This is a genomic window from Ancylobacter sp. IITR112 (assembly GCF_041415945.1).
Taxonomy (GTDB): domain Bacteria; phylum Pseudomonadota; class Alphaproteobacteria; order Rhizobiales; family Xanthobacteraceae; genus Ancylobacter.
In genome coordinates this window covers 1,002,592-1,015,490 of record NZ_JBGCUS010000001.1, presented here as the reverse complement: position 1 = coordinate 1,015,490, position 12,899 = coordinate 1,002,592, and the positions used below count along the sequence as shown (strand labels likewise).

General features: G+C 65.8%; 14 protein-coding genes. 6 read left to right on the top strand and 8 right to left on the bottom strand.

Going from position 1 to position 12,899, the window contains the following annotated elements; genetic code table 11:
* Positions 1-27: 27 nt before the first annotated feature.
* Entirely contained in the window at positions 28-855 is an 828-nt protein-coding gene (locus tag AAC979_RS04620; RefSeq protein ID WP_371345663.1) for a transglutaminase family protein, read from the bottom strand.
* Between the two features lie 179 nt (positions 856-1,034).
* Positions 1,035-1,367: a hypothetical protein gene (locus tag AAC979_RS04615; RefSeq protein ID WP_371345662.1), complete on the bottom strand. Its 333-nt coding sequence runs from the start codon at positions 1,365-1,367 to the stop codon at positions 1,035-1,037.
* A gap of 67 nt (positions 1,368-1,434) precedes the next feature.
* Here AAC979_RS04615 and AAC979_RS04610 point away from each other — a divergent pair, with 67 nt between their 5' ends.
* Positions 1,435-1,707 (top strand): hypothetical protein, encoded by a 273-nt coding sequence (locus tag AAC979_RS04610; protein ID WP_371345660.1) that lies wholly within the window; start codon positions 1,435-1,437, stop codon positions 1,705-1,707.
* Positions 1,708-1,809: 102 nt separating this feature from the next.
* Here the strand turns inward: AAC979_RS04610 and AAC979_RS04605 are convergent, their stop codons facing one another.
* Positions 1,810-1,932 carry a hypothetical protein gene (locus AAC979_RS04605; protein WP_371345658.1) on the bottom strand — a complete coding sequence of 41 codons (123 nt, stop codon included), beginning with the start codon at positions 1,930-1,932 and terminating at the stop codon, positions 1,810-1,812.
* Here AAC979_RS04605 and AAC979_RS04600 point away from each other — a divergent pair.
* Positions 1,931-2,596: a hypothetical protein gene (locus AAC979_RS04600; protein WP_371345657.1), complete on the top strand. Its 666-nt coding sequence runs from the start codon at positions 1,931-1,933 to the stop codon at positions 2,594-2,596. The two genes, AAC979_RS04605 and AAC979_RS04600, sit on opposite strands and share 2 nt — an antisense overlap.
* A 122-nt stretch (positions 2,597-2,718) precedes the next feature.
* Here AAC979_RS04600 and AAC979_RS04595 read toward each other — a convergent pair whose 3' ends face one another.
* From AAC979_RS04595 to ndk, 4 genes are all read right to left on the bottom strand, one after another.
* Complete coding sequence (locus tag AAC979_RS04595; protein WP_371345656.1) at positions 2,719-4,803, bottom strand: molybdopterin-dependent oxidoreductase; 2,085 nt, start codon at positions 4,801-4,803, stop codon at positions 2,719-2,721.
* A gap of 80 nt (positions 4,804-4,883) precedes the next feature.
* Complete coding sequence (locus tag AAC979_RS04590; protein ID WP_371348997.1) at positions 4,884-5,627, bottom strand: TerC family protein; 744 nt, start codon at positions 5,625-5,627, stop codon at positions 4,884-4,886.
* A gap of 161 nt (positions 5,628-5,788) precedes the next feature.
* On the bottom strand, positions 5,789-6,493 hold the full coding sequence (locus tag AAC979_RS04585; protein WP_244377260.1) for a TerC family protein: 705 nt from the start codon (positions 6,491-6,493) through the stop codon (positions 5,789-5,791).
* Positions 6,494-6,872: 379 nt separating this feature from the next.
* A complete protein-coding gene (gene ndk, locus AAC979_RS04580) occupies positions 6,873-7,295 on the bottom strand; it encodes a nucleoside-diphosphate kinase (RefSeq protein ID WP_371345655.1) in 423 nt (140 codons plus the stop codon).
* Positions 7,296-7,540: 245 nt separating this feature from the next.
* Here ndk and AAC979_RS04575 point away from each other — a divergent pair, with 245 nt between their 5' ends.
* The 4 genes from AAC979_RS04575 (at position 7,541) to AAC979_RS04560 (ending at position 11,212) form a co-directional block, all read left to right on the top strand.
* Positions 7,541-7,747 carry a hypothetical protein gene (locus tag AAC979_RS04575; protein WP_371345654.1) on the top strand — a complete coding sequence of 69 codons (207 nt, stop codon included), beginning with the start codon at positions 7,541-7,543 and terminating at the stop codon, positions 7,745-7,747.
* Between the two features lie 256 nt (positions 7,748-8,003).
* On the top strand, positions 8,004-8,222 hold the full coding sequence (locus AAC979_RS04570) for a hypothetical protein (protein ID WP_371345652.1): 219 nt from the start codon (positions 8,004-8,006) through the stop codon (positions 8,220-8,222).
* Positions 8,223-8,711: 489 nt separating this feature from the next.
* Entirely contained in the window at positions 8,712-9,269 is a 558-nt protein-coding gene (locus AAC979_RS04565) for a DinB family protein (protein ID WP_371345651.1), read from the top strand.
* Between the two features lie 71 nt (positions 9,270-9,340).
* Positions 9,341-11,212, top strand: a complete 1,872-nt coding sequence (locus tag AAC979_RS04560; protein WP_371345649.1) for an ABC-F family ATP-binding cassette domain-containing protein — start codon at positions 9,341-9,343, stop codon at positions 11,210-11,212.
* Between the two features lie 225 nt (positions 11,213-11,437).
* Here the strand turns inward: AAC979_RS04560 and AAC979_RS04555 are convergent, their stop codons facing one another.
* A complete protein-coding gene (locus AAC979_RS04555) occupies positions 11,438-12,754 on the bottom strand; it encodes a porin (protein ID WP_307020150.1) in 1,317 nt (438 codons plus the stop codon).
* Positions 12,755-12,899: the final 145 nt, after the last annotated feature.

Sequence of the window (12,899 nt, the reverse complement as noted above, 5' to 3'; positions counted from 1 at the left end):
GATCGACAACCGGTCGGAAGCTGGGAGTCAGGCGATACCCACCGCCCGCAGCGTCGGCTCCTCGTCCTCCACCTCGTCCAGCGGGGCGATGGAGACCTGCATGCCGGTCATGACCGCATTGCCGAACATCGTGGCGAAGGCGGCATCCGCCGCGTCGCGCCCCACGCCAATGCGCACCAGTCCCTGCAGCGCCGCCTTGCGCGTGGGGTCGAACAGGTACCAGGCGCCGTCGAGATAGCATTCGAACACGGCGTGGAAGTCGGGCGGTTCGAGCTGCCAGGCATAGGAGGAGGCGAAGCGCGCGGGGATGGACAGCGCGCGGCAGAACGCGATGCCGAGATGGGCGAAATCCCGGCACACGCCGGCCCGCTGCACCAGCGTGTCATAGGCCGAGGTTTCGGAATTGGAGCTGCCGCTGAGATAGTCGACATTGTCGTGGATCCAGTTGCAGATCGCCGTCACCCGCTGATGGCCCGGCGGCAGCGCGCCGAATTCGCGAAAGGCAAAGCGGGCCAGCCGGTCGGACTGGCAGTAGCGGCTGGGGTTGAGAAAGGGCACCACCTCCAGTGGCAGGTCCGCCACCGGCGTCTCGCCAAGGCTGGCGGGATCGGCGTCATAGGGCGAGAGCGCGACGCGGGCGCGATACTCCACCTCGAAGGCACCCGGCTCGGCCACGGCGCGCACCAGCCGGGTGCCGCCGTCCAGCTCATGCCGGTCGATCGCCAGCGCCGGGGTGAGGTCGAGCCGCTCGGAAAGGATCGTCTGGTAGCGCAGCGCCGCCGCCTCCACATTGAGGATGAAGACGGTGGTTTCGCGCACCTCATAGGCGAGCCGGGAGGCGACGGTGAATTTCATCGGGGCGGGTTCCGGTGGGAGTTGCCCCTAAGACGCCCGCCGCGCGGTTTGGTTCCCCGGGATACCGCAGGATTCGCGCGCGCTCGGCTTGGGGCCTGCGTCATCCCCGAAGGACCGCACGCCCTGTCCGTGATCGTGGCCTGCACCCGTGCGACGATCCCGGCCTTCCGCTTGCGGTCCTAATGGCCGCCCGGCCAGCGGGCTCTGAGTTCGCGCTGCACCCTTAGAAGCGCGTCGATGCCCTCAGGCACGTAGTAGGCGAGTTCGTCATCCATGTTGTGGGGATAGCCGGTCAGGTTGTTCAGCGTGCCGAATACCGCAAGCCTGAAGTCCAGCAGGTCGACCTTTGGCTCAGGCCAGCCCCTATAGACCCGCCGCAACATCGCTCGATCGATACCGAATATCGTAAAGAACTCGACTTCGGGGAAAAAGTCGCCCTCCGCTGCGGCGTTGAGCGCACGGAAGACCAAGTCGGCATCCTCGGGCGACAGCATATCCCTGATCTTCGGCATGGCACCTCTCTACAACTTACCCAACTTTCCATTGCCTCGCGCAGCCTCAAGGAGAGGAGACCGTACCGTGGAAAACGCCAACCTGAATAAGATATGCCGACTTCTCTACGATGCCTTCATTGAAATCCGCATGGCGTCCTATGACGGCGAAAGCAAGGTGAGCTTCTGGCTGGCAGACCTGCTGCACACGGTCCCCCTCGACCTTGCGAGGGAAGCCGCGGCCGGCAGCGATTTCAGCGACACGCTTCGCACGATCCTGGAGCGCGCCGACGAGCGCGGAATACGTTCGTGGGTGGACACGCGCCTGACGAAGGCCGCTGCGGACGAACGCCCAGGCTGACCCCAACCCTCGCCCTTGGGCGATCTCGTGGCCGGGCTGACCTCAGACCGGCATCTGCGCCGAGCGCAACAGGATCGGCGTCATCTGAGCGCCCGGCACACATCAATAAGTTGCCAATATAAAAAGATCACATATTATAAGTTGCAATACGGCTTCACCCCACCCGCGAGCCAGACGATCCATATCGCCGATAGAATCAAATTCCTCTCTAGGTGTCGTCATCATGTCCACGCTCCTGACGATCAACGTAACCAACCGCACATCAGCGACCCAGGACTTCTACTTCTTCCAGCAACCGTCTATCTACACAGGCGGCTCCATGGCTTACAGCAACGCACTCTACTGTCGGACCCTCGGGGTTTACGATTACACCGGCAGCGTGCTGACGTTCCAGGTCAACATACAGCCCTACGCCTGCATTCAGCAGACGAACACTCAGCCGCAGGTCGGCCAGCCCTCGGGCTTCGCCCCTGCCTTCCGCGCGATTGATCTCGCGCCAGCGTCTGGCACCGCCAATGACTGCACCACCGCGTCGGTGGACCCCCTCGGCCTGTCGCCCCCCACGGTGGGCCAGAATGTGCCGGCGGGTGCGTTCCGTATCATCACGCCGACCTACCAGCCATCCGCCATGTACAATATCGGCTCGGCGGTGCAGGTGAACGGGAGCCCCGTGCTCTCGAACTTCGTCGTCGCCAGCCCGGCCAACACCACCGATTGCCAGCCGATCCTCCGCTACTACGTGCAGACGGGCAGTTCCATGCCCGGCACTGTGATCAGCTTCACCCACTCGAGCGTCTTCGCGGCGATGTGCGACTTCACGGGCGGCCACTCCGTCATGAATGTCACGCTGAATCGGGATGGCACGTGGACCGTCGAGATGATCCGGTAAACGATCTCAGCCCGACGGCTGCTGTCCGGGATCGCGATCCGATCCGGGCGGGCGAACCCGGCTCTCCGCCTTCGGCTGCGGCCGGGATGACGGCGCACCCGCGCGAGGCGGCGGAAAGGGCCTCACGCCTTGCCGATCCGCACCCTGTTGTCATGCAGCGCCGCGCCGCCGGCCGGGGCGACGGGGTCGGCGCCGGTGAGGCTGTTGATGCCGCGCCCGCCCTCATGCGCGCGGTTGGGCCAGATCGATTCCGCCACCACAACGCGGCGCCGCAGCCCGTCGAACAGGCGCGCATGCAGACGCACCGCGCCGCGCGCGCTGGCGACATCGAGCAGGTCGCCCTCGCTTATGCCGAGCCCGGCGGCGTCCTCGGGGTGGATCAACAGTTCCGGCCGCTTCTCGCGGGCAATCGAGCCCTCGGTCTCGGTGAAGCTGGAGTTGAGGAAGGAACGCGCCGGCGCGGTGACGAGGCGGAACGGATAGTCCTCCGTCGCCTCCTCGATCACCGCCCAATGGTCGGGCCATTCCGGCATGTCCTCATAGGGCCCGAACTTGCCCGGCGCGGGATAGCGCGAGCGGGCCCAGTCCGGCCTCAGCCGGAATTTGCCGTCCGGCCAGTTGAAGCCCTTCACATAATGCGCGGTGTCGAAATCCGGCTGAATGTCGAGGAAGCGTTTTTCCTCCAGTTCCTCCACCGTGCCGCGCCCCTTGGCCTGCAAGAGCCAGTCGACATGTTCGCGCGGGCTCATCTCGAAACCGGGATGCGACGCGCCGAGCCGCTCGGCCAGCGCGACGATCACCGCGTGGTTGGTGCGGCACTCGCCCGGCGGCTCCACCAGCTTGGGGCCGAGAATGACATATTGATTGCCGCCGCCCTGATAGAGGTCGTCATGCTCGGTGAACATGGTGGCCGGCAGCACGATGTCGGCCATGGCGGCCGTCTCGGTCATGAACTGCTCATGCACGGCGACGAACAGGTCGTCGCGGGCGAAACCCCGCCGCACCGCCGCCTGGTCGGGCGCGACCGAGACCGGGTTGGTGTTCTGGATCAGCATGGCGGTCACCGGCGGCCCGCCGAGCAAGGCCTCGGCATCGCCGGTGAGGATGGCGCCGATGCGCGACTGGTCGAGTTCGCGCGCCTCGGTCGCGATGTCGAGCCCCTCCACCATGGTCTTGTTCCAGCCATAGATCGCGCTGTTGGAATGGAAGGCGCCACCGCCCTCATGCTGCCAGGCCCCCGTAACCGTGGGAATGCAGCTCACCGCATGCATCGCCACCGCGCCATTGCGCGAGCGGGTGAAGCCATAGCCGGCGCGGATGAAGGTCTTCCTGGTGCGGCCGATGGCGTGGGCGAAAGCGACGATCTCCGCCGCCGGCAGGCCGGTGATGGCCTCGGCCCATTCCGGCGTGCGCGTTTGGAGATGCGCCTCCAGCCCGGCCGGGTCGTCGGCGAAGTCGGCGAGATAGGCGCGGTCGGCCAGCCCGTCGCGGAACAGCACATGCATCACCGCGCAGGCCAGCGCGCCATCGGTGCCGGGGCGGATCAGGATCGGGATATCCGCCTGCTCCATGGTGGGCGAGCGATAGACATCGACCACCGCGATCTTGGCCCCGCGTTCCTTGCGGGCGCGGATGGCGTGGGTCATCACATTGATCTGGGTGGAGACCGGGTTGGTGCCCCAGATCACCACGAAATCGCTCTTGGCCATTTCGCGCGGGTCCGGCCCGGCGAGCCTGCCGGTGCCGGCGAGGAAGCCGCTCCAGGCCGGGTTGACGCAGATGGAGGAGAAGAAGCGCGAATAGCCCTTGGCGCGGGTCAGCCGGTTGATGCCGTCGCGCATCACCAGCCCCATCGTGCCGGCATAGTAATAGGGCCATACCGTCTCCGGCCCGTGGCGCCCCTCGGCCTCGGCGAAGCGGTGGGCGATCTCGTCCAGCGCCTCGTCCCAGGGAATCGGGGCGAAGCGCCCCTCCCCCTTGGCCCCGATGCGGCGCAGCGGACGGGTCAGCCGGTCGGGATGGTTCGCCCGCTCGGCATAGCGCGCGACCTTGGCGCAGATGACGCCAGCGGTATAGCTGTTGCCGCGCGCGCCGCGCACGCGGCCGATGCGGCCGTCCTCGACCTCGATCTCCAGCGCGCAGGTGGAAGGGCAGTCATGCGGGCAGGCGGAAAAGCCGGTACGGGTCGGCGAGATGTGCTGATTCATGAAAAAGGCGCTCCGCCATTATTCTAGCGGAGCGCCTTCGGTTTTTACACCTGTTCGGTTTTACCCCTGCAGGATCAGGCTCAGTGCGCGGTCACCTCGCGGCGGCGGCTCTTGACGATCCAGCCGAACGAGACGACGAACACCGCGCCGACCACGGCCGCGAGATAATGCGGCACGGCGGAAGCCTTCAGCCCGACCGGGTCTTCCGGATCGGCGATGGTCTCGACCAGCCACGGCGCCCAGCCCTGCATCGCCTCCAGCACCACCTTGTCGCCCACCAGCATCTCGCCGGCGATCCAGCCGAGCAGCGCCGCGCCGAACCAAATGAGGATCGGGAAGCGCGAGATCAGCTTGAGGATGAGCTGCGAGCCGAAAATGATCAGCGGGATGGTGAGCAGCAGGCCGAAGATGAACAGTTCGGCGTGGCCGCGCGCAGCGGCGGCGATCGCCACCACATTGTCGAGGCTCATCACCGCGTCGGCGATGGCGATGGTGCGCACCGCCTTCCACAGGCTGTCGGCGCCCTCCACATGGTGGCCCTCGCCGCCCTCGTCGAGCACCAGCTTGATGGCGATCCAGAACAGCAGCAGGCCGCCCACCACCTTCAGGAAGGGCACGCCGAGCATATAGGAGACCACCAGCGCGAAGATGATGCGCAGGCCCACCGCCGCGCCGGCGCCGAGCAGGATGCCCCATTTGCGCTGCTTTTCCGGCAGCGAGCGGCAGGCGAGCGCGATCACCACCGCGTTGTCGCCGGAGAGCAGCAGGTCGATCCAGATGATCTGGAGCAAGGCCACCCAGAAGATCGGGCTTGAGAAATCCATCATGTCCTCTCTGATCGTCGGGTCTTGTTCAGATGTCGGAAGGAATACCCGCCCCATCTCTGGCATACATTATTAGTTACGCCAGAAATCGCTTCTGAAACGGCCGACGCCCGCGCTCTTGTCGAGTCGCGGGCGCCAGGGGGAGGGAAGCCCCGTTCAGGTCACGAGCCGTGCGGGCCCGCGGCGTGGGCGCCGCCCTTGAAGCGGGAGATCGCCCAGCCGGTGGCCAGCACGATCACCGCGCCGGCGGCGGCGGCGGCATATTCATAGTGGTGGACAACGGCCTCGCCGAAATAGTCCAGCACCTTCACGTCGGAGACGAACATCTCGCCGGCCACCCAGCCCAGCAGCGCCGCGCCGGCCCACACCAGGAAGGGGAAACGCGCCAGCAGGCCCATGATCAGCGCCGCGCCGGCAATGATCATCGGGATGGAGATGACGAGACCGATGATGATCAGCGTCCAGTTGCCATCCGCCACGGCGGCGATGGCGACGACATTGTCGAGGCTCATCACCAGGTCGGCGACGGCGATGGTGCCGACGGCGCGCCACAGATTGTCATGCGCGGCGACGCCGCCCTCTTCGCCCTCTTCCGGCAGCACGAGATCAACGGCGATGTACATCAGCGCCAGCGAACCGACGATGCGCAGCCAGGGCAGGCCGAGCAGCACGGCGATGATGGCGGTGAACACGATGCGCATGCCGACGGCAACGCCGGCGCCCAGGATCATGCCGGTGCGGCGCATCTTGTCGGGAAGCGAGCGGCAGGCCATGGCGATGACCACCGCGTTGTCGCCCGAGAGCAGGACGTTGATCCAGATGATTTTGAGAAGTGCCAGCCAGAAAAGCGGCTCAAGATAGCTCATTGCGGTCGTTCCCTCACCTTCCCGTCCGGATGCGGACGGGACTCCAAGTCAGTTGTGTCGGCGTTGGCGCGCCATGATTTGAGGTGAGGCAAGAGGAGGTGGCTCCGGCGGGCCCACTCCCGGGCGCTCTTGGCGCGCCATTAACGGCATCCCCGCTGCGGGCCACTTCTCCATGGCCGGACCCCCGCAGCGCCCATTTGGGGAACATACATAATAATCCATGCGGTGGCCAACCCCGAATACCGCATTTTCTTCAGCAAATGATGCTGCGAGAGCTTAGTCTACGCTGCTTCGCACAAACAAACACCCCGCCCGGCGGACCGGACGGGGTGCGATGTCAACGCCGTCGCGCCCGCGCGGGCACGCCGTCAGCCGCGATTCAGCCGACGATTTCGTTGCCGGAGAAGAACTGCGCGATCTCGATCTGCGCGTTCTCCAGGCTGTCGGAGCCATGGGCCGAGTTCTCGCCGACGGAGAGGGCGAATTCCTTGCGGATGGTGCCCTCGGCCGCGTTGGCCGGGTTGGTGGCGCCCATCACTTCACGGTACTTGGCGACGGCGTTCTCGCCTTCGAGCACCTGCACGACGATCGGCTCGGAGATCATGAAGTCCACCAGCTCGCCGAAGAAGGGGCGCTCCTTGTGGACGCCGTAGAAGGTCTCGGCCTGGGCGCGGGTGAGCAGGATGCGCTTCTGCGCGACGATGCGCAGGCCCGCCTTCTCGATCAGCGCATTGACCGCGCCGGTGAGATTGCGACGGGTGGCGTCGGGCTTGATGATGGAAAAAGTGCGCTCGAGCGCCATGGTCGGTTTCCCTGGAAATGTGGGGGGCGAAAGGCTCGCAGCGGCTTATAGCGGCGGCTCCGCCCGCGGACAAGAGAAGCGCGGCGGGCGTTTTGGATCGTCCCAAGGTCACTTCAGCGCGAAGGCGGGCCCCTTGCGGGGCGGAATCGTTCGTACACGAAATAGTCGCCTTGCGGCGGAACCCGGCACGGCTCATCTGTTTAGCACCGGAGCGGCCGCAGTGCCGCGGTTCAGGGATGCGCGTCATGAAGAAACTGGTTCTTGCCGGCGTGGGGCTGGCGGCTGTGCTTGTCGGCTTTCTCGCCGTGCCGCTGCTGCCCGTCGCCGACGCCACCACCGATCCGGCGCGTCAGCCGGCGGGCTACAAGACCTGCTATCTCGAACGCCGCGCCGTGTTCACCGAGGGCGCGCCGCGCTGGGTGAAAGAACCGCGCTGCGTATTCGCGGAATAATGCCGATCACGACTTCCTGATTACCTCTTGGAACTCTTCCGGGAGTACGCACGTTAAGTAGGCGTTAACGGATCGAATGAGGCAGACACGCATGAACGGACGTTTAACGCTTCGTTCGGCTGCAGCCGCCGGGAAAAGGCGGGGCGCGGCAGGTGGGTTGTCGTGCCGTGTATTTGGTTCGCGTGTGATGAGCGTGTTCAGGACGCATTGAACGCCGGTGGCGCCCCCTCCACCGGCTGGTGGATGAGGTGCCGCGATGTACAAGGCCATAGCCATCAGTGCCGTTGCTGCCGTCATGGGTTTCACCGCGCTTTTCGTCGGCGCGGCCGACGCCACTGGCTATTTCAAGCGCCAGCTTCCGGTCGCCACGGTGGAGATTCCGGTCGAGCCCATCGCCGGCGACTGCGTGATGCAGTCGCGCTGGGTGACGGACGCCGGCCGTCTGGTCGAGGTCGAGCGGCCCGTCTGTTACTGAGGCCGGTCTGATCGGCCTCATCGGCCTGACACTCCACCTCACTGCACTCACACTCCACGGCTTTCACAAGGTTAGGCTCGCGGTATCCCCACTCCCCCAAGCCCCAACGCGAGCCCATCAGCCCCGGCTTCTCCCCCAAGGAGCCGGGGCACTTTTTTGCCGGCGCCACGCGATGAACAGTGGGCAACAGCGTGTTCAGCCTGCGTTGCGCCGTGGCGGCGCAGGATGCGTGCATTCCGGCAACGGAATCAGCCGAAGGCCGCCGCCGTTCCCGCCGACCCGGCGAAAGCCCGACGCCCGACGCCCCGGCCCCGCTGCGCGCGGCCGGGGCGTTTTGCGTTTTCCGTCCGCACCTTAGTCGGCATGGCCATCGCCGCCCCCCAACGCTCGCATCGCGCTGATGGCTTCCATCAGCACATGGAATTGGCCACGCCCGGCGCCGGGTTGCACAGTAGCCGGCACGATATGGCAGTACCGGAGACACCCGCGATGTCGACTTTTCCCGCCCCCGGGCTCGGCCTGGAAACGCTTGTCACCGAGCGCTATCGCGGCTTCGCCGCCTATAATGAATGGGCCAATGCCCGCCTCTACGCAGCCGCCGGCCGGCTGAGCGAGGCGCAGTACCGGGCCGATGGCGGCGCGTTTTTCGGCTCGGTGCATGGCACGCTCAACCACCTGCTCGTCGCCGACCGCCTCTGGCTCCGCCGCCTCACCGGCAATGGTCCGGAGCCGGCGGCGCTGGACGCTATCCTGTTCGAAACATTAGACGAATTGGCGCAGGCCCGCATCGCCGAGGATGCCCGGCTCACCGCCTATATCGCCGGACTCGACGCCGCGACACTGGCTGCCGACCACAGCTACGCCAATGTCGCCGGCACCCGCTTCACCCAGACGCTGGCGACGATTCTCGACCATGTGTTCAACCACCAGACCCATCACCGCGGCCAGGTTCACTGCCTCGTCAGCGGCCTGCTGGGCAAGGACGCCGCGCCCTCGCTCGACCTCATCGCCTTCCAGCGCGAAAGCGGCGTGTCCCGGCAGGGCTGAACGCCCGCGCTGGCGCCGTTTCTGCGACGCCTTCTCTTGCCGGCCGGCCGATCGCGCGGCACAAGACGGGCATGATCATTCTCGACGATATCTCGCTGCGCATTGCCGGCCGGCTTCTCATCGACCACGCCTCCGTCGCGCTGCCGGAAGGCGCCCGGATTGGCCTTGTCGGCCGCAACGGCACCGGAAAAACCACGCTTTTCCGTGCGATTACCGGCGATCTCGAACTTGAGAGCGGCGAGATCCGCATCCCCGCCGCCGCCCGCATCGGCCAGGTGGCGCAGGAAGCCCCCGCCGGTCCGGAGAAACTGATCGACGTGGTGCTCGCCGCCGACACCGAGCGCGCCCGACTGCTCGGCGAGCGCGAACAGGCGACCGATCCCGCGCGCATCGCCGAGATCGAATTGCGCCTTGTCGACATCGACGCTCATGCCGCACCGGCGCGCGCCGCCCGCATTCTCGCCGGCCTCGGCTTTGACGACGCCGCGCAGCAGCGCGCCTGTTCCGAATTTTCCGGCGGCTGGCGCATGCGCGTGGCGCTCGCGGCCCTGCTCTTCGCCGAGCCGGACCTGCTGTTGCTGGACGAGCCGACCAACTATCTCGACCTCGAAGGAACCTTGTGGCTGCAGGACTTTCTCGCCCGCTATCCACGCACCGTGCTGATCGTCAGCCATGACCGCGAATTGCTGAACCAGTCGGTCGGCTTCATCCTGCATCTCGACCAGGGCAAGCTGACGCTTTGGCGCGGCGGGTATGATTCCTTCGAGCGCCAGCGCGCCGAGAAGCAGGTTGTCGACCAGAAGGCGCGGGCCAAGCAGGAAGCCAAGCGCAAGCATATGCAAGCCTTTGTCGAGCGCTTCCGCGCCAAGGCGACCAAGGCCAAGCAGGCGCAGTCGCGGCTGAAGGCGCTGGCCCGCATGGCGCCGATCGCGGAAGCCGCGAGCGAACAGGCGGCGGCAATCTCCATCCGCCATCCCGAGCGCATTCCCTCACCGCCGATCCTTACTTTGGACGGTGTCTCGGCCGGCTATGCGCCGGGCAAGCCGGTGCTGCGCAACCTTACCCTGCGCGTCGACCATGACGACCGCATTGCCCTGCTCGGACCGAACGGAAACGGTAAGTCCACATTCGCCAAGCTGATTTCCGGCCGGTTGGCACCGCTTGGCGGCAGCATCGTGCGCGCGGCCGGGCTCGACATCGCCTATCTCGCCCAGCACCAGCTCGACGAGCTGGTCGCGAATGAGACGGTCTACGACCATGTGCGCCGGCTGATGCCGGAGGCGCCGGAGGCCAAGGTGCGCTCGCGCGCGGCGGAAATGGGCTTTTCCGGCGCGACGGCCAATACGATCATCGCGGCGCTGTCGGGCGGCGAGAAGGCGCGGCTGCTGCTCGGCCTCGCCGCCTTTCATGGCCCGCATCTGCTGATCTTGGACGAGCCGACCAACCATCTCGACATCGCGGCGCGGCAGGCGCTGATCGAGGCGATCAACGATTTTCCCGGCGCCGTCATCCTCATCAGCCACGACCGCACCCTCCTCGACGCCTCCGCCGAGCGATTGTGGCTGGTGGCGGAGGGGACGGTGCGCCCCTATGACGGCGATCTCGACGAATATCAGCGGCTCGTCGTCGGCCGCACCGCCTCCGCGTCGCGCAAGGAGGCGGCGGGCAGCCGCGCCGACGAACGGCGGCAGGCGGCGGATCGGTGCAGCGAGACGGCGCCGCTGCGCAAGCGGATCAAGGATCTCGAGGCGGCGATGGCGAAGCTGGAACGCAGCCTCAGCGCGCTCGACGCCAAGCTGGCCGACGACACGCTGTATACGCGCGCGCCGCTGGAGGCGCAGCGTTTGGCACGTGAGCGCAGCGCGGCGGCGGAAGCGCTGGCGAGGGCGGAAGAAGACTGGCTCGAAGCCTCGGCCGCGCTTGACGAGGCCATGGCCCCCTAATGGGCCGGCCGGCTGCACCAAGACGGCATTCGGACTGAGGTCCACTTTTGTTTGCAGGGATATGAGTTGAGGTCGGGCCGGGCACCGCGCCCGGCGCGATGCCGTATGCGCAGTGAGCATTGTCGCCAGATTCACTGTCTGTGAGCCACCGCACCGCGTGAAGCCCAAAAGCAAAAAGCCCCGGCACAAGGCCGGGGCTTTCCGTAGAGCCGATCCTGGAAGGGATCAGAAAGAACGCTTCGCCGAGAAGGTGACGCGGTTCTGCTCGGTGGTGTCGGTCACAGAGGTGCCGAAGTAGGAATTGCCACCGCTGTATTCGGCCGACAGGTAGTCGTACTGCAGGACGAGGGTCAAGCCCTTGACCGGCTTCCAACCGATGTTCACGCCGACGTTGTAGCCGGTGAAGTCGATGCTATTGATGTTGTCAACCGCGTAATCGTCGGAAGCGGTGTAGCTACCCACCAGGGTGGTGAAGACGGCGGGCGTCCAGTAGTGGGTCAGCGAACCACCGACGTACCAGCCGGCGACGCCGTCACCGTAGTAGTCGACAACCGGGAGAGCGCCGGCGAGGCCGAGATAGCCCGGAGCGCCCTTGGAGTAAGCGCCTTCGACGTACAGGGTGGTGGTCTCAGCGAAGTCGAAGCGCACACCAGCGAGAGCGGCCCAGCCGGAGTCGTCGGCGCTCGAGATGAAGCCCGTGCCACCGAGGCCTACATAGTAAACATCGCCGATGTTGTGGTAAGCACCGGAGATCTTGAACGCACCCCAGGTGCCTTCATAGGCAATGTTCGCGACGATGTCCGGAACCTGCTGGCCCTGGGTCGTGAACGAACCACCGAACGGCGTGAAATCGCCGAAGCCGTAGTCGTCTTCGCGAGCCTGACCGTCTTCGAGGGCGATGGTCGCCGAGAAGCCATTGCCGAAGTCAGCGGTGTACTGGATCACGTTGAGCGACTGATCCGAGTAGAAGTTACCCGGACGGATGCCGTACCAGCCGTCACCAGCCCAGAAGTCGAAGGCCGAAGTGGCCTGACCGAAGGTGAAGCCCGCGAACTGGATATAGCCGTACTTCAGGACAGCGCGGTTACGCGTGGTGTCCGAGAAGACCGCCGAGGTGGTGCCGTCGTCGGTCAGACCGTAGCCGTAGTTCTGGCCCTGCTCGATGCGAGCTTCGATGTAGGAACGCAGGGTGCCGTATTCGGTCTGGGTGCGAGCGTCGAGCTGAACAGCGGCGCGGCTGTAGAAGTCGAACTGACCATCCGGCTTGCCGGTGTAACGGAAGAAGCCTTCGCCAACTTCGTAGGCGCTAACAGTGCGCTCGACCTTGGTGTAGTAGGTGTCGGCCGTCACATAGCCACCGACCTTCAGGCAGGTATCGGTGCCGGGGATGTAGTAGAAGCCCGCGCCGTAGGTGGAGCAGATCTTCACATATTCCGCAGCCTTCACCTTCACAGGCAGATCGGCCGCCGCAGCAGTCCCGACCATCGCAAGCCCGGCAACCGAGCCGAGCAGCACATTCTTAATGACCGTCTTCAATTTCATTCTCCCCCAAATTGGACCAATGTTGGGTTTTCGATTGTCAGGACCCGCCGCACGGCGCGGCACCCACAGCGATACTGTTCGAAACCACCGGGCGGTGCAAAGCCAAAGTGGTACCAAAGGGCCCTCGGCGCCCATTCCGCCACGA